Annotated in this window: 14 protein-coding genes, 1 tRNA gene and 20 pseudogenes; 18 read left to right on the plus strand and 17 right to left on the minus strand. The window is 73.5% G+C overall.

The features are described 5' to 3' along the window. Positions 1-415: 415 nt before the first annotated feature. From UK94_RS51420 to UK94_RS51435, 3 genes and pseudogenes are all read left to right on the plus strand, one after another. Positions 416-704: cyclic nucleotide-binding domain-containing protein (locus UK94_RS51420; protein ID WP_235487882.1), on the plus strand; the 289-nt coding region annotated here is incomplete at its 3' end. 52 nt (positions 705-756) lie between these two features. Beyond that, a pseudogene (locus UK94_RS51425) lies at positions 757-929 on the plus strand (Crp/Fnr family transcriptional regulator); the annotation flags it as partial. Positions 930-943: 14 nt separating this feature from the next. Continuing rightward, positions 944-1,105: pseudogene (locus UK94_RS51435) on the plus strand (helix-turn-helix domain-containing protein); the annotation flags it as partial. Positions 1,106-1,338: 233 nt separating this feature from the next. Here UK94_RS51435 and UK94_RS51440 read toward each other — a convergent pair. The 8 genes and pseudogenes from UK94_RS51440 to UK94_RS32545 form a co-directional block, all read right to left on the minus strand. Further along, positions 1,339-3,515: tetratricopeptide repeat protein (locus UK94_RS51440; RefSeq protein ID WP_235487835.1), on the minus strand; the 2,177-nt coding region annotated here is incomplete at its 5' end. A gap of 1 nt (position 3,516) precedes the next feature. Continuing rightward, positions 3,517-3,873 (minus strand): annotated as a pseudogene (locus UK94_RS51445) (hypothetical protein); the annotation flags it as partial. Position 3,874: 1 nt separating this feature from the next. Beyond that, positions 3,875-3,988, minus strand: a pseudogene (locus UK94_RS51450) (hypothetical protein); the annotation flags it as partial. A 1-nt stretch (position 3,989) separates the two neighbouring features. Continuing rightward, positions 3,990-5,145 (minus strand): annotated as a pseudogene (locus UK94_RS51455) (adenylate/guanylate cyclase domain-containing protein); the annotation flags it as partial. Positions 5,146-5,683: 538 nt separating this feature from the next. Continuing rightward, a pseudogene (locus UK94_RS51460) lies at positions 5,684-5,783 on the minus strand (MBL fold metallo-hydrolase); the annotation flags it as partial. A gap of 1 nt (position 5,784) precedes the next feature. Continuing rightward, a pseudogene (locus UK94_RS13905) lies at positions 5,785-6,526 on the minus strand (MBL fold metallo-hydrolase); the annotation flags it as partial. 1,336 nt (positions 6,527-7,862) lie between these two features. Further along, on the minus strand, positions 7,863-8,351 hold the full coding sequence (locus UK94_RS13915; RefSeq protein WP_011607592.1) for a RidA family protein: 489 nt from the start codon (positions 8,349-8,351) through the stop codon (positions 7,863-7,865). 1 nt (position 8,352) lies between these two features. After that, positions 8,353-8,517, minus strand: a complete 165-nt coding sequence (locus UK94_RS32545; protein ID WP_011607591.1) for a DUF4177 domain-containing protein — start codon at positions 8,515-8,517, stop codon at positions 8,353-8,355. Positions 8,518-8,625: 108 nt separating this feature from the next. Here UK94_RS32545 and UK94_RS51475 point away from each other — a divergent pair. The 4 genes and pseudogenes from UK94_RS51475 to UK94_RS51480 form a co-directional block, all read left to right on the plus strand. Further along, a partial coding sequence (locus UK94_RS51475) for an ArsA-related P-loop ATPase (protein ID WP_313949503.1) occupies positions 8,626-9,267 on the plus strand: 642 nt, incomplete at its 3' end. Between the two features lie 19 nt (positions 9,268-9,286). Next, positions 9,287-9,693: pseudogene (locus tag UK94_RS76110) on the plus strand (ATPase); the annotation flags it as partial. A gap of 5 nt (positions 9,694-9,698) precedes the next feature. Continuing rightward, positions 9,699-10,730: ArsA-related P-loop ATPase (locus UK94_RS13925; protein WP_235487837.1), on the plus strand; the 1,032-nt coding region annotated here is incomplete at its 3' end. A gap of 1 nt (position 10,731) precedes the next feature. Beyond that, positions 10,732-11,126: pseudogene (locus UK94_RS51480) on the plus strand (ArsA family ATPase); the annotation flags it as partial. A gap of 217 nt (positions 11,127-11,343) precedes the next feature. Here the strand turns inward: UK94_RS51480 and UK94_RS13930 are convergent. Continuing rightward, on the minus strand, positions 11,344-11,700 hold the full coding sequence (locus UK94_RS13930; RefSeq protein ID WP_011607588.1) for a WhiB family transcriptional regulator: 357 nt from the start codon (positions 11,698-11,700) through the stop codon (positions 11,344-11,346). A gap of 552 nt (positions 11,701-12,252) precedes the next feature. On the opposite strand from UK94_RS13930, the gene UK94_RS51485 reads away from it, so the two are divergent. From UK94_RS51485 to UK94_RS51510, 7 genes and pseudogenes are all read left to right on the plus strand, one after another. After that, positions 12,253-13,015 (plus strand): biosynthetic peptidoglycan transglycosylase (locus UK94_RS51485; RefSeq protein WP_235487840.1); only part of this gene is annotated, 763 nt, incomplete at its 3' end. Position 13,016: 1 nt separating this feature from the next. Further along, a pseudogene (locus UK94_RS51490) lies at positions 13,017-13,320 on the plus strand (biosynthetic peptidoglycan transglycosylase); the annotation flags it as partial. A gap of 1 nt (position 13,321) precedes the next feature. Continuing rightward, positions 13,322-13,586, plus strand: a pseudogene (locus UK94_RS51495) (glycosyl transferase); the annotation flags it as partial. 14 nt (positions 13,587-13,600) lie between these two features. Then, a pseudogene (locus UK94_RS73750) lies at positions 13,601-13,654 on the plus strand (hypothetical protein); the annotation flags it as partial. A gap of 1 nt (position 13,655) precedes the next feature. Beyond that, positions 13,656-13,823, plus strand: a pseudogene (locus UK94_RS51500) (hypothetical protein); the annotation flags it as partial. A gap of 1 nt (position 13,824) precedes the next feature. Further along, positions 13,825-13,931 (plus strand): annotated as a pseudogene (locus tag UK94_RS51505) (hypothetical protein); the annotation flags it as partial. Position 13,932: 1 nt separating this feature from the next. Further along, positions 13,933-14,991, plus strand: a pseudogene (locus tag UK94_RS51510) (penicillin-binding transpeptidase domain-containing protein); the annotation flags it as partial. Positions 14,992-15,088: 97 nt separating this feature from the next. On the opposite strand, the gene UK94_RS13940 reads toward UK94_RS51510, so the two are convergent. Beyond that, positions 15,089-15,458 (minus strand): GatB/YqeY domain-containing protein (locus UK94_RS13940; protein WP_235487842.1); only part of this gene is annotated, 370 nt, incomplete at its 5' end. 1 nt (position 15,459) lies between these two features. Then, a pseudogene (locus tag UK94_RS51515) lies at positions 15,460-15,565 on the minus strand (GatB/YqeY domain-containing protein); the annotation flags it as partial. 377 nt (positions 15,566-15,942) lie between these two features. Between UK94_RS51515 and UK94_RS13945 the strand changes: the two are divergent. From UK94_RS13945 to pyrH (UK94_RS51520), 4 genes and pseudogenes are all read left to right on the plus strand, one after another. After that, complete coding sequence (locus UK94_RS13945) at positions 15,943-16,815, plus strand: metallophosphoesterase (protein WP_095212734.1); 873 nt, start codon at positions 15,943-15,945, stop codon at positions 16,813-16,815. A 125-nt stretch (positions 16,816-16,940) separates the two neighbouring features. Further along, positions 16,941-17,017 (plus strand) — tRNA-Pro (locus UK94_RS13950). A gap of 735 nt (positions 17,018-17,752) precedes the next feature. Beyond that, positions 17,753-18,313, plus strand: a 561-nt coding sequence (gene pyrH, locus UK94_RS13960) for a UMP kinase (protein ID WP_235487845.1), incomplete at its 3' end; no start/stop codon positions are given. 1 nt (position 18,314) lies between these two features. Continuing rightward, positions 18,315-18,547 (plus strand): annotated as a pseudogene (gene pyrH, locus UK94_RS51520) (UMP kinase); the annotation flags it as partial. Between the two features lie 295 nt (positions 18,548-18,842). On the opposite strand, the gene UK94_RS13965 reads toward pyrH (UK94_RS51520), so the two are convergent. From UK94_RS13965 to proS, 6 genes and pseudogenes are all read right to left on the minus strand, one after another. Beyond that, positions 18,843-19,268: a hypothetical protein gene (locus tag UK94_RS13965; protein WP_011607581.1), complete on the minus strand. Its 426-nt coding sequence runs from the start codon at positions 19,266-19,268 to the stop codon at positions 18,843-18,845. A gap of 215 nt (positions 19,269-19,483) precedes the next feature. Further along, positions 19,484-19,942 (minus strand): hypothetical protein, encoded by a 459-nt coding sequence (locus UK94_RS13970; protein WP_011607580.1) that lies wholly within the window; start codon positions 19,940-19,942, stop codon positions 19,484-19,486. Continuing rightward, positions 19,939-20,271: pseudogene (locus tag UK94_RS51525) on the minus strand (long-chain fatty acid--CoA ligase); the annotation flags it as partial. The pseudogene UK94_RS51525 and the gene UK94_RS13970, both read right to left, overlap by 4 nt. Position 20,272: 1 nt before the next feature. Then, positions 20,273-21,344, minus strand: a pseudogene (locus UK94_RS13975) (AMP-binding protein); the annotation flags it as partial. Between the two features lies 1 nt (position 21,345). Beyond that, positions 21,346-21,576, minus strand: a pseudogene (locus UK94_RS51530) (AMP-binding protein); the annotation flags it as partial. Positions 21,577-22,806: 1,230 nt separating this feature from the next. Continuing rightward, positions 22,807-24,190, minus strand: a 1,384-nt coding sequence (gene proS / locus UK94_RS13985) for a proline--tRNA ligase (RefSeq protein WP_235487847.1), incomplete at its 5' end; no start/stop codon positions are given. Positions 24,191-24,271 lie beyond the last annotated feature (81 nt).

Genomic DNA, 24,271 nt, shown 5'->3' on the forward strand with positions numbered 1-24,271 from the left:
CTTTTCTGTCGGTTTCGGCGCCCGCGGGCATTGCCGCAGGTGGCGGGTTCGGACGGCGGGCACAGTGGGGGAGCGGCGCCGGGCGGGGAGCCCCCCGGGCCCCGGGCCGAAGGCCCTGGCGGCCCCCGGCCATCCGTCCAGGCGCCTGCACCGGGTCCATCGGCCCATCGGCGACCGGGCCGATCGACCCGGTACACATCTGGCCCGTCCGGGCGAGACGGCTCCCGCCGCCCGTGGCGGGGCGCGGNGGTGGGGATTAAAACACCCGGACGTGGCATCCGGAAGTGCCTGATCAAGGGCGGATTCTCGCGAACGGCACACGGTTGGTCGCTCCACGTTCACCTCCGTGGAGCAATTTGATTGCTGGGGGTCCCTGCCCGTGCCCTCCACCGATAGTCCTGGCATGCTCAGGACCGTGGAGGATCTGCTTGCCCGCGTACCGCTGTTCGTCGGGCTCTCCGAGCAGGATCGGCTGGCCCTCTCCGACCATCTTGATCGGCAGGACGTCACCCGCGGGGACGTGCTGTTCCGAGAGGGAGACGTCGGTGACCGGGTCTTCGTGGTCCTGTCCGGAAAGGTGAAGATAGGGCGTCAGTCGGCCGACGGCCGGGAGAACCTGCTGTCCGTAATGGGTCCTGGTGACCTCTTCGGGGAGCTTTCGTTGTTCGACCCCGGCCCACGCACGGCTACCGCGACCGCGGTCANGGATGCGTCGTTGCTGTCGCTGGAGCACACCGCGCTGCGGCCCTGGCTGCNTTCCCGCCCCGAGGCGGGCGCAATGCTGCTGCGCGTGCTCGCCCGTCGGCTCCGTCGCACCAATGACAACGTCGCGGACATGGTGTTCACGGACGTTCCGGGTCGAGTGGCGAAAGCCCTGCTCGACCTGGCGGAGCGGTTCGGTGAGCCGGCGCAGCCGGGCAACGAGGCGGNCGGTGTCCGGGTNGAGCACGGGCTCACCCAGGAGGAGCTGGCCCAGCTGGTCGGCGCCTCCCGGGAGACGGTGAACAAGGCGCTTGCCGACTTCGCCACCCGCGGTTGGCTTCGCCTGGACTCCCGTGCCGTCGTGCTGCTCGACCGCGAACGGCTGTCCCGCCGAGCCCGCTAGTTCCCGGCGCTCGTCACGCGCCGTTCCGGATCCGTCCGGACGGCCCGGAGCCCCGTGCGCCCAGCCGCCTGCCCGTGCAGTCAGCCACTCGTCTCCACCGGCACGCCCGCGCCCAGCCCGACAGCCCTACATCCGCGCCCCGCGATACGCCCGCACACCGTGCCGGCGGGTGGGTCGCCCCCGATGGACGACCCGCCCGCCGGCCCCTGACGTCGCCCATGGCCCTGCGCGGGTCAGCCGGCGCTGCCCGCGACCGCGGCCGGCGAGGATGCTGTCCGCGCGTGATCGGCGTCCCCGGTCGTCCCCGGCAGGGTGAGGTCCTGTGCCTGTGCCGCTGCCTGTGCCGCTGCCGGCTGCGCCCCGTGCCGGGACCGCGCGTCCGCTGCGGTGGGGACACCCGCCTCCGGTAGGCCCGCGCCGGGGCCGCCCGCGTCCGGGACAACGGTGGGTCCCGCGCCGTCGGCCGGACCGCCACCGCTGCCCGCTGGACCGCCACCGCTGCCCGCGGGATTGCCGGCCCCGGCGGGGCCCCCGCTGGGCGGCAGGCTGGCCAGCAGCCGGCGGGTCTGCGGCGCCTCGCTGACGGCGCCGGTGGCGGTCGCCGCCGCGAGCGCCCGCAGGTAGGCTCCGCGGCCGCCCTCGAGATCGCCGTTGGCCACGAGCGCTGTGCCCAGCGCCCGGTAGCCCAGCACCTGGGCGCGCACGTCCTCGGCGTCCACGGCGACCGCCCGCCGGGCGACCTCGAGCGCCTCGGCCGGCTGGCCCGCGTCCAGCAGGATGCCGGCGAGGTGCGCGTACGCCTGCCGGCGGGGGAACATCAGCGTCGCCGGCTCGCTCGCCGACAGCGCCTCCCGCAGCAGGTCCAGCGCGGCGCTGGTCCGCCCGCGGGCGCGGGCGATCTGGGCGACGAGCACCTTTGCTCCGAGCTGGGCGTGCGGGTGGAGCTCCAGATGCTCGAGGTCGGTGAGGGCGATCTCGGCGGCCTGCGCGGCCTGGTCGACCTCGCCGGCGTCGAGCAGGGTCAGCCCGAGCAGCACCCGCGCCAGGGCGCCGACGACCACGTGGCCGCGCTCGGCGGCCTGGTCGCAGGCCTGCTCGAGGTACCTGGCCCCGCGGGCCGGCTCGCCAGCGCCGCGGGCGGCGAGGCCCCGGGCGACGAGCACCAGCATCGATCCCCACGTGTACTCGGAATTCTCGAACAGCTCCGTGGCCCGCTGCGCGTGGGACTCTGCGGCGGCGATGTCCCCCAGCTCCGCGGCGGCGATCGCGTCCACGGTCAGGCAGACACCCATGCCCCACTGCTCGCCGACGGAACCCGCGATCTCGATCAGCTCGCGGGTGAGCTTGCGGGCGCGGGTGAGCTGGCCGGACAGCAGGAGCACCAGTGCCTCGGTGCCCCGACACCAGCCGAGTCCGCCGGTGTCCTCCAGCCGTTCGAACACCGCCGACGCCTCACGCAGCGTCCGTTCGGCCCGGGGGTAGTCCCCGCGGGTGGTGGCGCTCCAGGCAAGGTGCTGCAGCGCCCAGCCGACGCCGCGGGGGTCGTCGACCTGGCGGGCGATCGTGAGGGCCTCGAGGTACCGGTCCTCGGCCGCGCCAATCCGGCCGGCGTTGTACTCCAGCATGCCTAGCCGGCGCAGCGCGGCGGCGGTGGCCCGCTCGTCCCCGGCCCGGCGGGCCGATTCCAGCGCGGTGAGCAGGCACTGGGCCGCCTCCTCGGTCCGGCCCTGCTTCTGGCGCAGCTCCCCGAGCACGGAGAAGGCGGCGGCCCGGCGGGCGGGGGCGCCGGCCCGCAGCGCCGGGCGCAGGGTGCGCTCGGCCTCCTCGAGGTGGCGCAGCCCCACCAGGGCCTCGGCGTGCAGCACGCGGACGACGTTGTCCTCCTGCGTGTCGATCATGCCTCGGCCGAGCCGGCGGGCACTGGCGAGCAGATCGGCCGCGGTCCGGTGGTCGTCGCGGGCGAGCGCCGCCCGGGCCAGCCGGACATGCGCGTGGAACCCGGACATCCGGGACGACCAGGCCGGGTCGCTCGGCGGCAGGCCCATCGAGGCGGCCAGGTCGTAGGCGCGCAGGGCGTGGCCGGCGACGAAGGTCGACACGGAGCGGGAGCTGCCGATCATCGCCGTGACGCCCCAGCGGGCGGCGGTGGCGTGCCGGCGGGCCCGCTCGACCTTCGGCAGGCCGGCGTACGCGACGTCCCGGGCCATCGGGTGGACGAAGCGCCAGCGGGTCTCGGCCGCTCGCGGCGGGCGGACGAGCTGGCGTTCGGTCAGGACCTCCAGCGCCCGGGTGACCTCCTCGGCCGGCCGCTCGTCGACCATCGGCAGCGCCTCCGCGGGGAAACGCCGGCCGAGCACCGCCGCGGCCCGCAGCACCGCCTTGGCGACCGGGTCGAGATCGTCGATGCGGGNGGCGAGCACGGACTGCACGCCGGCCGGCAACGGGGTCTCCGCCAACGATCCGTCGAGCACCAGCTCGGCCTGGTCGCCGTCGCCGGTGCCGTCGCCCGGGTGCAGCAGCCGCCGGTCGATGAGGAGGTTGAGCAGCTCGACGAGGAAGAACGGGTTGCCGTGCACCCGGGCGAGCAGGTCGTCGCGGGTGTGCGGCTCCAGCGTCTTGCCCCGCAGGTGGCTTTGCAGCAGCAGGCCGGACGCCTCCGTGCTCAGCGACTGCAGGTCGATGCGCCGGATCCGGGGCAGGGTGGCCAGACGCGGCCCGGCCCGGTCGAGCAGGACGAGCAGGACCGGCCCGGACAGGCGCGAGGCGAGNCGGCCGATCGCGTCGCTGAGCTGGCTCGTCGCCCACTCCAGGTCGTCGATCAGCACCAGGATGGGCCCGGACCGCGCCAGCGCGCTGAGCAGCAGCGCAACGGCCTCCACCGTCNCCTCCACGGCACGCTGCTCGGCCTCCTCGATGTGGGAGGCGCGGGCCGCCGGGTCGCCCGGGGTGGTGGCCGGGATGGTGGCGCGCCGGTCCAGGGGCACACCGAGCAGAAGGAGTAAACGGTCGGCGATGCCGGCGGGCAGCCGCGCCCCGGTGAGGGGGTGGGACAGCCCGGCCACGGTGCGCCGGACCCGGTCGGCCACCCGGTCGAGCGAGTCGCCGTCGGTGACGCCGCAGGCGTTGCGCACGACGTCGACGAGGGGCGCGAGGCCCCGGCCGTCGCCGTGGCGGACGGTGCGTCCCCACAGCGCCACCGTGCCGGGCGTCCGCTCGGCCCGGTCGGCCAGCTCGCTGGCCAGCCGGGTCTTGCCGATCCCGGCCTCGCCGACGATCAGCGCGACCTCCGGCGAGCGCCGGGTGACGACCTCGGCGAAGAGCGTCTCGAGGACGGCCAGCTCCGCGTCGCGGCCGAGGAACGGCGCGTCGTCGGCGAGACCCGGCCGGGCAACGTTGGAGGGGCGCAGGCTGATCAGCTCGTACGCCGGGACCGGCTCCCGCTTGCCCTTGAGGGTGAGGTCGGGCAGCTCGCGCCAGCTCGCCACCGACCGGGTCGCCAGCACCGTCTCACGGCCCGCGTAGACGGTGCCGATCGTGGCCGCGGCCGACAGCCGGGCCGCGGTGTTCACCGTGTCGCCGATCACCGTGTACGAGATGGCCGCCTGCACCCCGGCGAGGACCTCGCCGGTGTTGATCCCGACGCGCAGGCCGAGGCGGCCCTCCGCGCTGTCGCCCGCGGTGTCCTGCACGAGCCGGCGGACGGTCTCCTGCATCGCGGCGGCGGCCCGCACGGCGCGCTCCGGGTCGTCCTCGTGGGCGGTGGGCGCGCCGAACACGGCCATGATGCCGTCGCCGGTGAGGTTGTCGACACGCCCGCCGACCTCGTCGATCTCGTGGGCCAGCGCGGCGAGCACCCGGTCGGTCATCTCGCCCACGCGCTCCGGGTCGCGGTTGTCGGCCCAGCCGGTGAAGTCGGACAGGTCGCCGAACAGTACGGTGACCACACGCCGTTCCGGGACCTCGGACGCCGGGGCCTCGGCCTGGGTGAACTCCAGGCCGCAGTGGTAGCAGAACCGCCCCCCGGGGACCGCCGCCGAGCCNCATCGGGGGCAGCGCAGCGGCCCGATGTGCGGTGCGGTGATCACCATGGTCGCCGCCCGGGGCGTGGGGATCGCGCGGGCACCCTCATCTGCGGGCCTCCCGGGGTAGGGGCATCATCGGCGCCGCGTCTCGCCCGACCGGGTGGCCCTGGGCCGCCCCGGACCGGTCGTTCGGCTGCCGGCTGGTCGAAGTCGTCATCCTGCGCACGATCGGTTCCCTCCGCGCCAGAGTTTAGTGGTCTGGGTCTCCTTCCCGGCATCCCCTCCTGTCGGGTGACCGACCGCGGCCACGTGGGTGCCTCCCGGTNGTACCTGGGCCGTCCAGCCCCGCGTGGCCGGGCGCGGCGAGGCTCGGTCGGTTGCCGTTCCGCCGCGGCCGGACGCCTGTTCCGCCTGGTCAGCGGCCCNCAGTGGGCCGGCGGAGACCGGGCCGGGGCCGCTGGCCCGCGGGTGGCGAACGGGTGGCCCGGCTCACGGCCNCCGTGAGGATATGTCACGGGTCGCGACCATGGGGACCAACCCGAAGTGCCTGGCTCGTTCAGGGGATGTCGGGATGTTCCCGCAAGTAGTCCAGTTGGGCCCTGACGGAAAGTTCGGCCGCGAACCACAGCGCCCGGTCGGTGTCCGCGTACACCCGGNGGACCACGTCGGCGGGATCGGCCTCGGCCGCGTCGACCCCGGCGTCCACCAGCGCGCGGCGGACCTGCTCCAGCCGGTCGCGCCGATGGGCCAGGTAGTGCTCCGCGGCACGGCCGGCGGCGGGCAGCTCCGGGCCGTGTCCCGGCAACACCATGGTCTCCCCCAGCTCGCGCAGCAGCCGCAGGCTGTCGAGGTAGTCACCGAGCCGCCCGTCCGGGTGGGCGACGACGGTCGTGCCGCGGCCGAGGATCGTGTCCCCGGTCAGGACCCCCGGCCCGGACGGCAGGCCGGCGGTGCCGGCGGCGTCCGCGGGCAGGGCCGGCGCCGGGCGCTCGTCGCCGCTGAGCAGGAACGACAGCGAGTCCGAGGTGTGGCCCGGGGTGGGCAGCACGCGCAGCTCGATCCCCGCGGTCGCGATCACGTCGCCGGCGGTGAGCCCCTCCGAGCCGAGGCGGTGCGCCGGGTCCAGCGCGCGGACCGGGGCGCCGGTGAGCCGGTGCAACGCGGCGGCGCCGGCGCTGTGGTCGGCATGTCCGTGGGTGAGCAGGATCAGCTCGACGCGCCCGGCCGCCGCCACCGCGGCCAGGTGCCCCGCGTCGTCGGGCCCGGGATCGACCACCACGCATCCCTGTTCGCCGGCGGCGCGCAGGAGCCAGGTGTTGGTGCCGTCCAGCGTCATTGGACCCGGGTTCGGCGCGAGCAGCACCGCGGCCAGCGGGGTGACCTGTCGAGGAGTCGTCATGAAAGCACCCTTACCGCTGTTCCCGCCCACTGTCGCGCGCTCCGGTACGCCACCAGGCTCGCCTGCCGTCTGCGCGGTGCGTTCCGCACGGTCTCGCCCCGGGACATCGCGCCGAGCGCGCCGCAACCCACGGATGTCGGTATGTCGGACGGTTCAGCCGACGCCGCCGTCCGGGCTTTCGGCGGACGGGCCGTCGGCGGCTGGGCTGTCGGCGGCCAGGCTGTCGGCGGACGGGCCGTCATAGGCCTCGTCGTGCGGCAACAGCAGGTGTGCCTCCCCACCGCTGACGAGGATCTTCGGCATGATCGGGGACAGGTCGCGGGCGTGGGCGGCGGCGAGGACCGACGCGACGTCGTCGTGCTCGGACAGCTCGGCCAGCGTGAACGCGGTGGGCGGCAGCATGCCCAGCGAGCCGGCGGCGTGACGCTCGAGCGCGTCGACGGGCCGCATCCACTCCATCCGGTCGGCCTCCCGGGAGGGCTGCTCGGGGGACTGCCCGTCGGGCAGGGCCGCGACGAAGAACCGGGTGTCGTAGCGCCGCGGTTCGATCTCCGGGGTGACCCAGCGGGCCCAGGGCGCGAGCAGGTCGGCCCGCAGCGCCAGGTCGTGCCGGCNCAGCAGCTCGCTCAGTCCGAGCTCGTGGCGCTCCAGGGCCCGGCGGGCCGCGGCGCGGCCCGTCTCGTCGAGGTTGCGCGCGCCGGCCGTCCCACCGACCGCCCCGGCCGTCCCACCAGCCGGGGCCGGGGTAACGGCGCCCGCCAGCAGCACGCCGCACTCCTCGAAGGTCTCGCGCACCGCGGCGCAGACCAGCGCGCGGGCGAGCGCGGGGTCCGCGTCGAGCGCGTGCATCACCTCGGTGACCGGCGGCCCGGCCCAGGGCACGTCCGGTCCCATGTCGGTGGGATCCACCCGGCCGCCGGGGAAGGCGTACATCCCGCCGGCGAACGCCATCCCCGTCACCCGCCGCAGCAGGTACGCCTCGATGCCGCGACCGCCCGGCGCGTCGCGCAGCAGGACGACCGTGGCGGCGTCGCGCACGGGCGCCGACGAGCCCGCCGCCGGCTGCGGCGACCCCGTCCCGCCACCGGGGCCGGGGCCGGGGCGACCAGCGGGATCGCGGACGACGACCAGCGACCGTTGCAGCCGGGCGAGCAGGGCAGCCTTGTGATCGACCATGGGCCCGATGCTAGTGAGCACCACCGGCGGCCGCTGCCGATCGAGGCCGGACCTCGCCGCCCGGACCGGGGCGGGTCCGCTCGGTCTCGGGTGGGTCGGCTCAGGTCTCGGGTGGGTGGCTCAGGCCTCGGGTGGGTGGCTCAGGCCTCGGGTGGGTGGCTCAGGCCTCGGCTCGGTCCCGGGCGGGGGCCGCCACCCGGGCTACCACCTCGACCTCCACCGGCGCGCCCAGCGGCAGCGAGGCGACCCCGACCGCCGACCGGGCGTGCAGGCCGGCGTCGCCGAAGACGTCGACGAACAGCTCGCTCGCCCCGTTGAGGACCGCGGGCTGGGCGGTGAACCCGGCGGCGCTCGCGACGAACCCGACCACCTTCACGATCCGGACGATCCCGTCCAGGCCGCCGGCCTGCGCGGCGACGGCCGCCAGCGCGTTCAGCGCCGCGATGCGTGCCAGCTGCGCCGCCCGCTCGGCGTCGACCGCCTCCCCGACCAGGCCGGTGGCGACCAGCCGCCCGTCGACCAGCGGCAACTGCCCGGCGGTCCAGACCAGATCGCCGTCGCGGACCGCGGGGACGTAGGCGCCCGCCGGACTGGCCACCGGCGGCAGCGTCAGTCCCAGCCCGGCCAGGCGGGCGCTCGGGCTGGGCATCTCAGGCGCCCTTGGGCCGCTTGAAGTAGGCGACGAGGCCCTCGGGGTTCGTCGGAGCGGGGATGACCTGAACCAGCTCCCACCCGTCCTCGCCGAAGGTGTCGAGGATCTGCTTGGTGTTGTGGATCAGCAACGGGGCCGTGAAGTACTCCCACTTCGTCTGCATGACACCGGACCTTAGAGCATCGGTCCGGCCGCCCCGGACACCTCGGGGGACGACGGGGGTCGCGCGGCCCGCCAGCCGCCCCCTGCGGGGGAGCTCANGGCTTCCGACATGGCGAGGGCCGGGCGCGCGGGTACGGTCGAGCGTGTGAGCGGCAAGCGCACGGTGACCGAGGACTCCGACGACGAGGCGAGCGGTCCGTGGGATCGCCGGCTGCACATCGTCACCGGCAAGGGCGGAACCGGCAAGACGACGATGGCGGGCGCGCTGGCAGTGGCACTGGCGACCGGCGGACGGCGGATCCTTCTCACCGAGGTCGAGGGGCGCCAGCAGATCGCGCAGTTGTTCGACACTCCGCCGCTGCCCTACCAGGAGCGCAAGGTGGCCAGCGCGCCCGGCGGCGGCGAGGTGTACGCGCTCGCGATCGACGCGGACGAGGCCCTGCTGGAATACCTGGAGATGTTCTACAACCTGCGTCGGGCCGGCAAGGCGCTGAGCAAGATCGGCGCGGTGGACTTCGCGACGACGGTGGCGCCCGGGGTGCGCGACGTGCTGCTGACCGGCAAGGTCAAGGAGGCCGTCAACCGCCCCGACGCCACCCGTCCGGGGGGTCTCGCCTATGACGCGGTCGTGCTCGACGCGCCGCCCACCGGGCGGATCTCCCGCTTCCTCAACGTGACCGCCGAGGTGGCCGGGCTGGCCAAGGTGGGTCCGATCCGCGCCCAGGCCGACAGCGTGATGGCGGTGCTGCGGNCCGAGCGTGCCGCCGTGNACCTGGTGACGCTGCTGGAGGAGATGCCCGTCCAGGAGACCGTGGACGGCGTCGCCGAGCTCACCCGGGTCGGGCTGCCGCTCGGCGGGGTGATCGTCAACATGGCCCGCGCACCGATGTTGAAGGTCGGCCAGTCGCGGCTGGCCCGCCGGGGCGAGCTCGACCGGGAGGAGCTCGCCGCCGGGATCAAGGAGGCGGGCCTGGAGCCGACCCGTGACCTGGTCGACGCGCTGGCCTGGGAGGCGGCCCAGCACGCCGACCGGGTGGCGCTGGAGACGGCCGAACGGGCCGAGATCGCCGCGCTCGGCCGCCCGGTGTACGAGGTACCGCTGGTCGCCGACGGGGTCGACGTCGGCACGATCTATCGGTTTGCGGAGATGCTGCGCGCGCAGCAGATGGTGGGGTGAGCGCCGTGGGTTCGACGTCCGGCGACGACCGGCCGCAGCCGGAGAAGAGTGCGCGGACGACCAGGGCCACGGCGAGACCGGCGAAGGCGCCCGGCGCCGCGAAGGCCGGCAACGGGGCCAACCCCGCGAAGGCGCCCAACCCCGCGAAGGCCGGCAACGGGGCCAAGGCGGGCGACGGCGCGAACGGAGCCGGGAGCGAGGGCACGCGCCGCCGCTCCGGCGGGTCGGCGGGGCGCGCCGCGGCCCGATCCGCCGGGACCGCGAGCCGCCCGGTCCGGCCGCATCCGGTGGGGACGCCGCTGCTCGACGTCGACGCGATGCTCGACACCGAGCGCATCATCGTCTGCTGTGGTTCGGGTGGAGTCGGCAAGACCACCACGGCCGCGGCGCTGGCGCTGCGCGCCGCCGAACGCGGACGCGACGTGGTGGTCCTGACCATCGACCCCGCCCGCCGGCTCGCCCAGTCGCTGGGGCTGACCGCGCTCGACAACACCCCGCGCGAGGTGGCCGGGGTCGACGGCGCCGCCGGCGGTCGCCTCGACGCGATGATGCTCGACATGAAGCGGACGTTCGACGAGATCGTCCTGGCGCACAGCACGCCCGAGCGGGCGGAGGCGCTGCTGGCGAACCCGTTCTACCAGTCGCTGTCGTCGTCGTTCTCCGGGACGCAGGAGTACATGGCGATGGAGAAGCTCGGCCAGCTCGACGCGAGCGGCGAATGGGACCTCATCGTCGTCGACACCCCGCCGACCCGGTCGGCCCTGGACTTCCTCGACGCGCCGACGCGGCTGGGCACCTTCCTCGACGGGCGGCTGCTGCGCCTGTTGCTCGCGCCGGCCAAGGCCGGCGGCCGGGCGTACGCGAAGGTGCTCGGCGCCGGTCTCGGCATGTTCACCAAAGTGATCACCAAGGTGCTCGGCGCCCAGCTGCTCATGGACGTCAGCCAGTTCGTCGCCGCGCTGGAGACGATGTTCGGGGGCTTCCGGGCCCGGGCGGAGGAGACCTACCGCCTGCTCGGCGATCCCGGCACCTCGTTCNTCGTCGTCGCCGCGCCCGAGGCGGCGGCGCTGCGCGAGGCGTCGTACTTCGTCGACCGCCTCGACGCGGAGGGGATGCCGCTGGCCGGGCTGGTGGTCAACCGGATGCATCACAGCGACGCGAAGGCGCTCACCGTCGAACGCAGCCTGGCGGCCGCCGAGAACCTCGACGAGCACGGGGAGCATCCACTCGCGGCGGCGGTGCTGCGCATCCATGCCGAGCGGGCCCGGCTGGCCAGCCGGGAGGCTCGGCTGCGGGAGCGGTTCACCAGCGCCCATCCCGACACCCCGCTGGTGGAGGTGGAGGCGCTGTCCGAGGATGTGCACGACCTGGCGGGTCTGCGTGAGATCGGTGACGCGCTGGCTCGGGTCGAGCGACTGGAGCAGGCCGGCTGACGCGGGGCCGGTGGACGCGGGGTCGGTGGACCGCGGGGCCGGCGGCAGGGACTGCGTTCCGAACCGGGACGACGCTGTCCTCGGGCGGAATCGGGTGCGGGTCACGGGCCGGCGGGCTCGTGCCGGTCATGCGGTGGTCGGGCGGGTGTGCTGCCGCGCGATGTCGGGCCGGACGGTGGGCCGGGCCGGATCGGTGGGCGGGGCGTCCCCGTCCGGGTTATCCGGCGGACGCTGATCGATGATCAGCCTGGGCGTCGGCGAGCAGCTTGCGCCAGGACGTGACGTCCGGGCGGCGACGCAGCAGCGCACGGCGCTCCCGCTCGGTCATGCCGCCCCAGACGCCGAACTCGACATGGTTGTCGAGGGCGTCGGCGAGGCACTCGGTGCGGACGGCGCAGCCGAAGCACCGGGTCTTCACCCGGTTCTGGGCGGCGCCCTGGACGAACAGCTCATCCGGGTCGAGGTCGCGACAGGCGGCGTGTGCCGTCCAGTCGCCGTCGACGGTGGAACCCACGAGATGGGTCGGGTTGGCGCGCAGGGTCGTGCTGACGGCGGGGGCCAGGCTTCTGGTCATGCCACCTGCCTTTCTTCTCGAGTCCGGGTCAGGGGGCCCGTGCGGGTGGTGACGTGGCGTTGACCCGAAACCGTACGGAGTGGCGTGGCCACGGCACAGACCCCACACGGGTGGTTGTCCAAATGACTAGTCCGGGCCATTGATCCGGATCGCCTCAGTAGTGCGGTCTGTGACAACCGTATGTCGCTTGCGTGACATTCCAGTATCGCCACGGAGGTCGAGTAGTTCTTCCATGGTCCCGTCGTCCGGCTGACATGGGAACTCCCGCCGCAGGCCCCCTCTGATCCGGTAGCCCGTTGGTGGGCATGGCGGGACCGCCTCGGGCGTGGTGATGTGGAGGTCGTCACGCTCGTCCGGGGCTCGCCGTCGGCGGTCGGCCACGCCACCCGCCGTCGGAATTGCGGTGTCCCAGGTCACGGCGTTTTCGACGCGCTTGGGTGGCCACCCGGCCGTCGTTCTACCGGCCTGCCACACCAAGGCGGAGAGGGTTGATCAGATGTTGGCCCGTATGCTCCGACTGGTGTCCCAGCCTGGCTGGACGGAGGTCCGCCGATGACCACGCCCTCTGGGTACCCGGTGCCCCCTGGGCAGCCACCCCCCGGGCGCCGCCCGGCGCCGGCCGGCCCGGCATCCACCGCTGCCGTGCGGGACCGCGAGGTCGGTGACCTCTACCGGCCGGGCTTCGCCGGGCGCGGCCAGGGCGGTTCGGGTGGCCTTGGCCGCTCCGGTCGGCAGAGCGGTTCGGGCGGCCAGGGCGGTTCGGGCGGCCAGGGCGGTTCCGGCGAGCAGAGCAGTGCCGGCGGGCAGAGCGGAGCCGGAGGCCGCCGGGCCTGGCGGACGGCTCGCGGGCTGGCCCTCGCGGGCGTGCTCAGCGTGGTGGCCGGCGTGCTGGTCGGCATGCTCGCGCTGCCGGTGGTCGGCGCGGCGGGGCTGACCGTCAAGGACAGCGCCGACGACTTCATGAACCTGCCGGCGAATCTCACGGTTCCCCCGCCCGCGCAGGCGTCGCGGATCCTCGACGCGCGCGGCAACCAGATCGCCACCCTCTCCGGCGAGCAGAACCGCGAGGTCGTCCCGCTGAGCCGGGTTCCGCAGGTGATGCGCCAGGCCGTCGTCGACATCGAGGACTCGCGTTTCTACGAACACGACGGACTGGACTACAAAGGCCTTCTCCGCGCCTATCTGACCAACCGGGAGAACGGCGAGGTGACCCAGGGCGGGTCCACGCTGACCCAGCAGTACGTCAAGAACGTTCTGCTGATGTCGGCCAACACGCCGGAGGAGAAGAAGGCCGCGACCGAGCAGACCGTGCGGCNCAAGCTGCGGGAGGCGCGGTACGCGCTCTACCTCGAGGCTCACCTGAGCAAGGACGAGATCCTCGAGCGCTATCTGAACATCGCCTACTTCGGCGACGGCGCCTACGGCATCGAGGTCGCGTCGAACCACTACTTCAACGTCGACGTGGACCGGCTCACCCTGCCGCAGGCGGCGACCCTGGCCGGGCTGGTGAAGAACCCGACCGCCTTCAATCCGGTGCTGCACCCCCAGGCGGCCACGGAACGGCGCAACGTGGTCCTCGACCGGATGCTGCAGCTGCATCACCTCAGCCAGACCGACTTCNGCCAGGCGCACGACAGCAAGCTGGTGCTCGACCGTCCCGCGCGGTCGGCCGACGCGTGCGCCGACTCGGGTGCCCCGTTCTTCTGCGCGCTGGTCCGCCAGCAGCTGCTCAACGACAGAACCTTCGCCCCCACGGAGGCGGACGCCCGCAGGCTCCTGTTCGAGGGCGGCCTGACGATCAGAACGACGCTGGACCCGGTCGCGCAGCAGGCCGCGCAGTCGGCCGCCACGGAGGTCATCCCGATCGGCAACCGGGTGGCGGCGAGNGTCGCGATGATGNAGCCGGGCACGGGCCAGGTGCTCGCCGTCGCGATCAACCGGGAGTACGGGGCGANGGCCGACGGTCTGCCCTCGAGTCAGTCGACGGACTTCGTGCACACGAAGGAGGTCTACCCGGTCGACGAGGACTCCTTCTCGCCGGGATCGACCTACAAGGTGTTCACGCTGATCTCCGCCCTGGAATCCGGCCTGCCGCTGTCCACGACGCTGCACGCCCCCCTGTGNTACCACTCCAACGTCTTCCCGAACCCGGATCCGCAACGCAAGAACTGCTACGGCAACGCCGATCCGAGCGAGGACGGCTTCTATTCCCTGACGACCGCGACCTGGGGNTCGGTCAACACCTACTACATCCAGCTTGCCGAGAAGCTGGGCGTGTTGAAGACGGCCGAGGTCGCCCGCCGGATGGGAGTCACCTCCTGCCGGATCCGCCCGGCCAGGAACGACGATCCGGAATGCAAGGGAATCGACGGGGTCAGCCGCGTCGACGGCTCGTCGATCCTCGGCTCCAACGAAATCAGCACGATGGACCTGGCCACCGCCTATTCGACGCTGGCGGCGCGGGGGCGCCGGTGCGACCCGCGCACCGTCCTCGCGATCACGCAGCGGGTGGGCGGCGCCGACCGGCCGCTGCCGTTCAACGCCGGCGCGCCCTGCCAGCAGGTGCTCGACCCGAAGATCGCCGACACGGTCAGTGCCGTGCTGCAGGGCGTCATCAACCACGGGACAGCCAGCGGGAACGGGCAGATCGGCCGGCCGGCCGCGGGCAAGACGGGTACCGCCGAGGGCTTCAGCACCGCCTCGTTCGCGGGCTACATCCCGCAGCTGGCCGCGGCGGTCACCCTCGCCGACCCGCGCGGCCCGACCTCGCATCCGCTGACCAACGTGCTCGGCCGCAACGTCTTCGGCGGTGGGTACCCGGCGCAGGTGTGGTCCCGGACGATGATCCGGACGATCAACGGCCTGGGCCTGCCGGTCGAGCCGCTGCCGGCGCCGGACGACACCCAGCCGCAGGTGCCGGCGAAGGTTCTGCCGAACGTGGTCGGGCAGCCGCAGCAGGTGGCCGAGCAGATCCTCGTCCAGCTCGGGTTCCACGTCACGTCGCAGCCGGTGCCCGCACCGGTCGCCCCCGGGATCGTGGTGTACATGTCGCCGGCGCCCGGCGGCCCGGTCTCGATCAACACGGAGATCAGGTTGTCGGTCTCCGGCGGGCTGACCGGTGTACCGGTGCTGCCCGGGGGTTCGCCCCCGGCGGGGCTGGGCCAACCCACCCCGCAGGGCGGCCTGCCCGGCGTCTTCGGGGCGAATCCGCGCGAGCAACTGAGCTCGCCGGCCAGCCCCGGGGCCAACCCGGCGGTCTGGCCCGGCCGGCCGCGCCGCAACCGCAGATAGCGCCCGGCAGCGCTGACGCGCTAGGCGCTGAGGCGCCGAGGTGATGCGGTGATGGGTGAGGCGGTGAGGGCGGCACCGGCGGTGCGAGGGGCGGCGGTCAGCCGCCGGTGAGCCTCGCCTTCACCAGGGCGGCCACCCGGCCGCCCTCGGCCCGGCCGGCCACGGCGGCCTGCACCGACTTCATCGCCGGGCCGATCGCCTTCGGCCCGGACAGATCCAGCTCGGCGAGCACGCGGTCGATGATGGCGGCCAGCTCGTCGTCGCCGAGCTGGCGAGGCAGGTACTCGCCCAGCACCTCGCCCTCGGCGCGTTCCCGGTCGGCCTGTTCGGCGCGACCGGCCGCGGCGTAGGCGTCGGCCGCCTCACGGCGCTTCTTCACCTCGCGGGTCAGGACCTTCGAGACCTCCGCGTCGTCGAGGACGCGGGCGGTGGCACCGGCGACCTCCGCGTCCTTCACGGCGGCCAGCNCCAGCCGGAGGGTGGACGTGCGCAGCTCGTCGCGGGCCTTCATCGCGGTGGTCAGGTCCGCGCGCAGCCGCTGGTGCAGCGTGCTCCGTTCCGTGGGGGTGCTCATAGTCAACGAAGCCTATGGTCCGTGGGGGACCTGGTCACGCCTGCCCACGGCGGTGCCACGGCCGGGGTGGCGCCCGGCCGCGGCGAACCTGGGATGAGACTGTGCCGAGACCGTGTTGCACGGCCCGAGGCATGCCGCCGCCACGGGAGTGGTCCCTCCGGCGCGGTGGGACCGTCGGGCCGAACACGCGGCACGGGGGACGGCGCCAGAGGCACGGGCGGTCCGAGGCAGGAGCGGTCCTGGGCGCAGGCGGTCCGGGACGCAGGCGGTCCGGGGCACACGAGAGGTCGGGGCACGAGGAGGTCGTGGTGGCGAGCNTGGGGGCGTCGAGGCGTCGGGTGGCGCGCGGGGTCGCGGGTCTCTCGGCGTCGGTCGCGGTGGCCGGGGCCGGCGCGTGCGCCTACGGCGCGCTGTACGAGCGCAACGCCTACACACTGCGTCGGCTGTCGGTCCCCGCGCTTGCGGCCGGCTCGCGTCCGCTGCGCGTGCTGCACCTGTCCGACCTGCACGTCACGGCGCGCCAGCGGGACAAGCTCGCCTGGCTGGCGGATCTGGCCCGGCTGGTGCCGGACCTGGTCGCCCTCACCGGTGACGTGCTCCGTGCCGAGGAGGCCCGCGGCCCGCTGCTGACCGCGCTGGCGCCGCTGTACTCGTTCCCGGGCGTGTTCGTCCCCGGGAACAACGACTACTTCGTCCCCACGCTGACCAGCCCGCGCCGGTACCTGAGCCGGTCCGAGACGGCCGAGCCGACCGGTGCCCCGCTGGACTGGGCTGGCTTCGCCAGGGACCTGGTCGCGGCGAGCGGCTGGACGGAGCTGACCAACACCCGGGCCGTACTCGCGGCCGGCGGCAGCCGGATCGACGTGCGCGGGGTCGACGACGCCCGGCTGCGCCGCGACCGGCCCGACCTCGTGGCCGGGGCCGCGCAGCCCGGCACGCAGCTCGCGCTCGGCCTGTCGCACACGCCGGAGCCGCGCGTTCTCGACGCCTTCACCGCCGACGGCGTCGGCCTGATCCTGTCGGGCCACACCCACGGCGGCCAGATCCGGCTGCCGGGGGTCGGGGCACTGGTGAGCAACTGCGGGCTCGACCGGTCCCGGGTCCGCGGGCTGTCCCGCCACGCGACCGCCGCGGGAGCGTCCTGGCTGCACGTGTCCCCGGGCCTGGGGACCTCGCCCTTCGCGCCGGTGCGCCTCGGCTGCCGTCCCGAGGCGACCCTGCTCTGCCTGACCGCGGCTTCGTCCGCCTGACCGCGGTTTCGTCATCCTGATCACGGTCCCGTCCGCCTGCCACGGTCCCGGCTGACGTCCGGCCGAACCCGTGGCCACCCCCCGCCCTGAACCACTGCTCCGTCGGGTATGCTTCATCTCGGTCGCGGGGTGTGGCGCAGCTTGGTAGCGCGCTTCGTTCGGGACGAAGAGGTCGTGGGTTCGAATCCCGCCACCCCGACCATGCAAAGGCCCTGGTCTCAGGCTCCCTTGGGAGAGTCGGACCAGGGCTTTCGTCGTCTCCGGGTGCGCACCGAAGTGATCACATCCGGTCTGCTCCACCATGGGCCCGCAGGCAGGGCGGGTAGGGCGGGTAGCGTCGCGCTGTGAGTCCGATTCGTGAGGTGCTCGCCCGGGTCTACGTCGAGTCGCTGGACGACGTGCTNCCCCTCTACCAGCGACTGGCTGGAGATGCGCCCACCCGCCGCTTCCGCTTCCGCGACGTCGAGCTGGCGTGGGTCGGCCCCTTTCTCCTGGTGGCGGGTACGCCCGCCGCGCTGGCACCGTTACGCAACCGGGCCGCGACCGTGCTCGTCGATGACCTCGACGTCGTCGCCGCGACGATCATTTCGGCAGGTGGTGCGCTGCTCGAGGGGCCCGGCGAGGCACCCAACGGGTCCCGGCTGATCGCCGAGCACCCCGACGGAACGGTGTTCGAGTATCTGCACATCGTGACGTAGGGACATGTGTTCGAGGCCCGCCGTCCGGATGCTCCCCGTCCGGNCGTCCGGCCGTCCGGTCGGGCAGGCGGGCTGTGGCCGGGCCACACCTCGTCGGCACCTGACGCGTTGCGGCCGGCGTGGGTTGTTTTCGTGGCCGGCCGGTCATGGTGGGGTCCCGAGAGCCGGGTGCTCTACCGTGTACCCAGTACTTCCCGGGTCATGATCGATCATTGGCCCGGCTACGTTAGGATCGCACGATGGAAAAGGGGAAGCGGGAGACTGTGGCCAAATACCGTCGAGTGGTCGTAAAACTAAGTGGCCGGGCGATCGCGGGTTCCGCCGAATTCGGCTTCGACTCCAATGCGCTCGAACATCTCGCCCGGGAAATCATCGCGGTGCGTCAGTCCGGGGTCGAGGTGGCGATCGTCGTCGGCGGTGGAAATCTCTTCCGCGGCAACCAGTCGGACCGGTGGGGGATCGATCGGGTCGAGGCCGACAACATCGGGATGCTCGGCACGGTCATCAACAGCCTGCTGCTGCGGGGCAAGCTGACCGCCCTCGGGGAGGACAACCTGCGGGTGATGACGGCGGTCCCGGTCCCGGCGGTGGCCGAGCCGTATATCCGGCTGCGAGCCGTGCACCTGCTGGAGAAGGGCGCCACGGTCATTCTCGCCTGCGGGAACGGCCAGCCCTTCCTCACCACCGACTACCCGGCGGTGCAGCGCGCGCTGGAGCTGGGCGCGGACGCGGTGCTCGCCGCCAAGGACGGCGTCGACGGCGTCTACGACAGCGACCCGAAGATCAATCCGGAGGCCCAGNGCTTCTCCCGCCTCAGCTACGACGAGGTGATCAGCAGGGGGCTGCGGGTCATGGATCAGTCGGCATTCATTCTCGCCCGTGACTTCGGTATCCCACTGCACATCTTCGACATCGAGCAGCAGGGTGCGATGACGGCGATCTGTCGCGGCGAGCACCGGGGGACCGTCATCGACACCACGGGCGGGAAGGCGGGTTCCGCGGCGCTGGCGAGTTCCGCCGAAACGGTGGTGTGAGCCGCGCGGTGCCGCCGGCCGTCGACGTTTCCGTCACCTGCCGTCGGTCGACCCAGGGGTTACCTGTCCGCCGCCGTGCGTTGACGGTGGGCCGTGCGATTGTCGTCTTCGCCGTGAAGTCTGTCGTCTTGCCGGTGAAGGCGACGGCCTGAATCCTGGCGATGATTCGCTTTTGTCGGAATTNCTCGGCCTCGCCTGGCCGGGCCGGTACCGACAGCGGGCCGGTACCGGCGCCGGGCTCGGCGGCGGTGGATCACTGGCGGCGGATCACCAGCCGGGGATCACCAGGAGTGGCTCAGAAGCAGGAGTAGGTGGTGCTCGGCGAGGTGTCCGTGGTCGACATGCCGTCCGCGGTGCCGGTGGTCACGGTCTTGAACTGCGCCTGGCCGTTGAAGCTGCAGGGCACCGAGGTGCCCTCGCCGATGCCGCTGCCGCCCCAGTACGACTTCTTGACCGGGTCCCCGACGGACATCCACTGACCGTTCGCGTACTTGCGCAGCTGGTTGCTGATCTGCATGTTGCCCGAGTAGCGGGGGTCGCAGGTGATGCCGCCGTTCGCGAAGATCGTCGAGCCGCCGGTGGGCGGCCAGGCGGTCACGGTGCAGCCGGTCGAGGAAATCGGGGTGGACGCGTCGGCGGGGATGGCGCCGAACAGGCCGGCCGCCACGGCGCCGGTCGCGCCGATGGCCGCGGTACGCAGTGCTGCGCGGGTGCTGGGCACGGGTTTCCTCCAGGTGGGGGATGGGCGGTGCGGGATGGTGATGGGCGGTGGGACCGGGGGTGGGCGGTGGGACAGCGGGTGGATGGTGGGACAGCGGGTGGATGGTGGGACAGCGGGTGGATGGTGGGACAGGGTGGACGGGGGACCGGGGTCGGCGCAGCGGCGCGACGGCAGCGAGACGACCGCGGACGGCGCGGTTTCAGGCGCGTCGCGGTTCAGATCGGCGCCGCGCCGAAGGTGTAGACCGGCCGCGGTGGAGGCCCGAAGAAGGTGGTGATGGTCTCCAGACGCGGCCGCTCGGTGAAGGTGACGACGTCGAGGCCCGCCAGCACGAGCTGGCCGATGCTGTTACGCAGTCCCCACTCCCAGCGGGCGCGACGGTGGTGCACGTCGACCCCGCTGGTGCGCACCGGACGATGCCCCGGGTAGGGCGCGAGGAACTCGCCGATGAGATCGGCGAACTCGAGGATGCCGGCCGCCTCGCCGAGCGGGTTGGCGTAGGTCACCGCGGGGACGCAGCAGTCGGCGAGCAGCTCGTCGCGCCGGGACACCGCCGGCTGCGCCCAGGCGGCGTAGAGGCGGTCGGCCAGCGCGGCGAGCCGTTCGGCCGTGGCGGCGTCGCTGCCCGCGCCGACGCTGTGTGCGTCGTGCCGCGCGGCGGGCTGGGTGCTCATGGGGCGAACCTCCGCCGGGCCTCGGCTCGTTGCAGCTTTCCGGACGGGGTCTTCGGCACCGAGCCCGGCTCGAGCACCAGCACCACGTGGGGGCTCACCCCGAGCGCGGCGCGGACCTCCTCGGTGACGGCGCTGCGCAGCGCGGCAGGATCGGCCCCACGGGTCTCGACGGCCACGGCGAGCCCCTCCCCGCCGAGCTGGCCGGGACGTGGGTAGCCGAACGCGACGGTGTTGCCCGCGCGGGCGCCCTCGGCGCGCGCCGCGGCCCGCTCCACCTCCTCGGGGTAGATGTTGCGGCCGCCGAGGATGATGACATCCTTCCGGCGACCNCAGACCACCAGTTCGCCGCCGGTGAGGTAGCCGAGGTCGCCGGTTGCCAGCCACCCGTCGCGGGCGCGCAGGGCCGCCGCCGAGTCGGGATCGTCATGGTAGGCGGCCACCGAGGTGCCGCGGACCTGGACCTCGCCGACCTTCCGCTCGGGCAGGACCCGGCCCGAGTCCGGGTCGACCACGCGGACCGACAGGCCCGGGATCGGCTCCCCGAGCAGCGCCAGCCGCCTCGTGCGCACCGCCGGATCGGGGGGCACGAAGCGGGCCGTGCCCGCGGCCAGGGCATCCGCGTCCACCGTGTCGTAGCGCGGCCCGCGGCCCACGGCGGAGAACGTGACCGCGACCGTGGCCTCCGCGAGCCCGTAGGCGGGCATGAAGGAGGCCGGGTGGAAGCCGTGACCGCCGGCGGCGTCGAGGAAGTCGTCGACGACCGCGGGATCGATCGGCTCCCCACCGCACAGCGCGTAGGCCAGGCAGGACAGGTCCAGCCGGGGGCCGGCGCGCAGCAGCCGGGCCGCGACGGCGTAGGCGGAGCCGGGGCCGACCGTGTTGGTCGCGCGGTGGTGGGAGACGAGCTGCATCCAGCTTGCCGGCCTGGCCAGGTAGTCGGCGGGTGAGGACAGCAGCGCGTCGCAGCGGCCGCACGCCATCGGCAGAATGAACCCGCCGATGAGGCCCATGTCGTGGGACAGCGGCAGCCAGGACAGCATCCGGCCGTGCACCGCCTCGTGGCTGGTCGCCACCCGGATGCCCTCGACGTTCGCCGCGAGGTTGCCGTGGCTGATTCGGGCGATCTTCGGTGCGCCGGTGGTGCCGCTGGTCAACTGCAGGATCGCGGGGGCGTCCGCGGTCAGCAGGGGCGGGCGCCACGGCGCCGCCGGCGGGTCGCCGACCGCCTCGGCCAGCGGGATGACCCGCCCGGCTCCGCCGGACAGCGCCGGCACCGCGTCCTCCCACGGCGCGCCGACCAGCACGAGCGGCTCGCCGAGGGCGTCGAACCGGTCGCGGGTGTCGGCGAGGTAGCGGGCCAGGTCGACGGTGCGGGCGGGGGTGGGGGCCATGGTGAGGCTGCNGCCGGCGAGCCAGGTAGCCATGGCCGCGGTGATCGTCTGCCGCGACGTGTCGGCGAGGATGGCCACTGGACGGCCGGGCCCCACCCCGTGCGACTGCAGGCCCGCGGCGACGCGCCGGGCATCCCCGTACAGCTCCGCCCAGCCGACCCGCCGTCCGCCGTCGGGCGCGAGGAAGGTCACCGTGTTCGGACCGGTGCTGGCCCGCCTCATGCGATCCAGCAGATAAACCATTGTCGAGGCCCTCTCCCGGCGGACGATCCCGTTATCGGGCGTCGCCGTCCGTGCGGTCACGGTAGACGGCGAGAATGAGACGGTCCCAGTAGCGACCGCGATAGAAGTCGTGCCTGCGCAGCCGTCCCTCGAGTTCGAGCGCGCCGCCGGCCGACTTTTCCCGATCGGCCCCCGCGAACTGCGGGTAGTTGAACTCGGGCACCTCGAAGTACAGTTTCCGGAACGGCCAGATGTCGAAGACGTAACGCACGAACAGGTCCAGCGCCTCGACGGCCAGACCCGACCCCGTGTAGTCGGCCGAGATCGCTGCGCCCACGTAGGCGTATCCCAGGGCGAACTCCGGGTTGTAGCAGATCGCGTGGCCGACCGGCCGGCCCGTCTCGATCGACTCGATCACGAACTGGGTCAGGACGCCCTGCCACAGCTCCTGCTCGAACTGCGGGTACGACGGCACCGAGCCGCGGTAGCGCCAGCGGAAGCCGATGTCCGGGGTGACCGCGAGCTCGTACAGGAACGGTGTCGACGCCGGCAGCACCGGCATCAGCCGCAGGAACCGCCCGGCGAACCGCGGCGGCGGCAGGGCGGGCGGGCCGGCGGTCGCGGTCGTGCCGGCGGCGACAGCGGCGGCGGCCGTCGCCGGGGCAGATCCGGCGGTGACGGTGATGGCGGTGGTGGCGGTGGTGGCGGCCATCGGCTGCCCGGCGCGGCCCGCGGACCCGTCGAGCGGCCGTGCGCCGGCGCCGACCCCGGCCGGTACGCCGCTGCCCACCGACGCGGCGGGGAGCGGTTGGGCCTGCGCAGCGGGCGGCCCGGCCCGATAACGCTGGTAGAGCTCCCCGACGGTCTCGATTTCCAGCCAGTTCGCCTCGGAGAGGTCGACGCCGAGTTCGATCACGTACAGGCAGAGTTCCAGAAGCCGGAAGGAATCCAGCCCGAGGTCCTCGTGGAGCCGGNTGCCGCCGGCGATCGCCGAATCGGCGAGCCCCAATTTCCGGGCGATAAGCTGCTCGAATTCGTCTTGTCGGAGCATGCTACCTGTTCTGCGTGCGCGAAAGACGGAATCAAGAATGGACGATTTCGGGCAGTTCGGACATTGGTGACGTTAGCAAACGAGCCGAAGGGCCGCAAAGCCGGATAACCCGTTTCGGCTAGCGCGCCTGCGTCACACGCGGTCGACCGCGCGCACCGGGCACGCGGTCGACCGCGTGCCCGGGCGTCGCGGTCCGGCGGTCAGTAGGAGCGGGCGATCAGGCAGATCAGATCGTCGGGGTCGCCGCCGGCGGGCGGGATCTCACCGTCGGGCGTCTGCAGGCAGCGGACGGTCAGGGCGTCCTCGGCGAGGCGCGCCTCGCCCTCCTCGCCCACGAGCCGCCACGGGATGCGGGCGAAGCCGGTCTGCGCCGCTGCGGCGGCGTCGGCGACCGTGGTGACGTCCGCCGTCCGGCTCTCGCGCAGTGCCAGGGCCTCGGCGTGCAGGCCGGCCTGCACCTCGTCGAGCAGCGCCGGAACCCGGGCAGCCGCCTCCGCCAGCGGCACCGCGGCCTTGACCGAGGTGTCCCGGCGGACCAGCGTCACGTTCCCGGCGGCGAGGTCACGCAGGCCGACCTCGACCCGCACCGGGATGCCCTTGATCTCGGCGTCGGTGACCCGGCGACCGAAGGACAGCCCCGAGCGGGCGTCGACCTGCACCCGCAGCCCGGCGTCGGTGAGCGCCGCGGCGATCTCGCGGGCCTTGGCGACGACTGTCTCGTCGTCGCGCACCGGGAGCACCACGACCTGCGTCGGGGCGAGCCGGGGCGGGATGCGCAGGCCGTTGTCGTCGCCGTGTGCCATGATCAGGCCGCCGACCATCCGGGTCGAGCTGCCCCAGGACGTCGTCCAGGCCAGGTGCTTCGCCCCGTCCGCGCCGAGGAAGTCGATGTCGAAGGCCCGGGCGAAGTTCTGCCCCAGCTCGTGGCTGGTCGCCATCTGCAGGGCCTTGCCGTCGCCCATCATGCCCTCGCAGGTCATGGTGTTCGTGGCGCCGGCGAAGCGCTCCTTGCGGGTCTTCGTACCGATGAACACGGGGATGGCGAGCACGTCGGTGAGGAAGTCGCGGTAGACCTCCAGGGCGATCCGCCGGGCGTAGGCGGCGGCCTCGGCCTCGTCGACGTGCGCCGTGTGCCCCTCCTGCCAGAGGAACTCGCTGCTGCGCAGGAACAGGCGGGGACGCAGCTCCCAGCGGACCACGTTGGCCCACTGGTTGAGCAACAGCGGCAGGTCGCGGTAGCTCTGGGTCCACTTGGCCAGGTACTCGCCGATGATGGTCTCGCTGGTCGGCCGCACGACGACCGGCTCCTCGAGCTCCTTGCCGCCGCCGATGGTGACCACGGCGAGCTCGGGACTGAAGCCCTCGACGTGCTCGGCCTCCCGGCGCAGGTAGCTCTCCGGGATGAACAGCGGGAAGTAGGCGTTGACGGCGCCCGCCGCCTTGATCCTCGCGTCCACGTCGGCCTGCATGCGTTCCCAGATCGCGTAGCCGTACGGTCGGATGACCATGGTCCCGCGGACGGGGCCGTTGTCGGCCAGCTCGGCCTTCGCGAGCACGTCCTGGTACCAGCGCGGGAAGTCGGTCNCACGGGAGGTGAGTACAGCCACCTCGCCACGATATTGCCTGTGCCGGGCCGCGGGGCCATCGGGACGGGCGGGTGGGCGC

Source organism: Frankia sp. AvcI1 (assembly GCF_001420875.1).
Classification (GTDB): Bacteria; Actinomycetota; Actinomycetes; order Frankiales; family Frankiaceae; genus Frankia; species Frankia alni.

Bases quoted from the DNA above. Each gene is read 5' to 3' on its own strand.
- UK94_RS32545 (WP_011607591.1), bottom strand. From the start codon at position 8,517: ATGCAGACGAAGTGGGAGTACTTCACGGCCCCGTTGCTGATCCACAAC.
- UK94_RS13970 (WP_011607580.1), bottom strand. From the start codon at position 19,942: ATGAGCACCCAGCCCGCCGCGCGGCACGACGCACACAGCGTCGGCGCG.
- UK94_RS13915 (WP_011607592.1), bottom strand. From the start codon at position 8,351: ATGCCCAGCCCGAGCGCCCGCCTGGCCGGGCTGGGACTGACGCTGCCG.
- UK94_RS13930 (WP_011607588.1), bottom strand. From the start codon at position 11,700: ATGACCAGAAGCCTGGCCCCCGCCGTCAGCACGACCCTGCGCGCCAAC.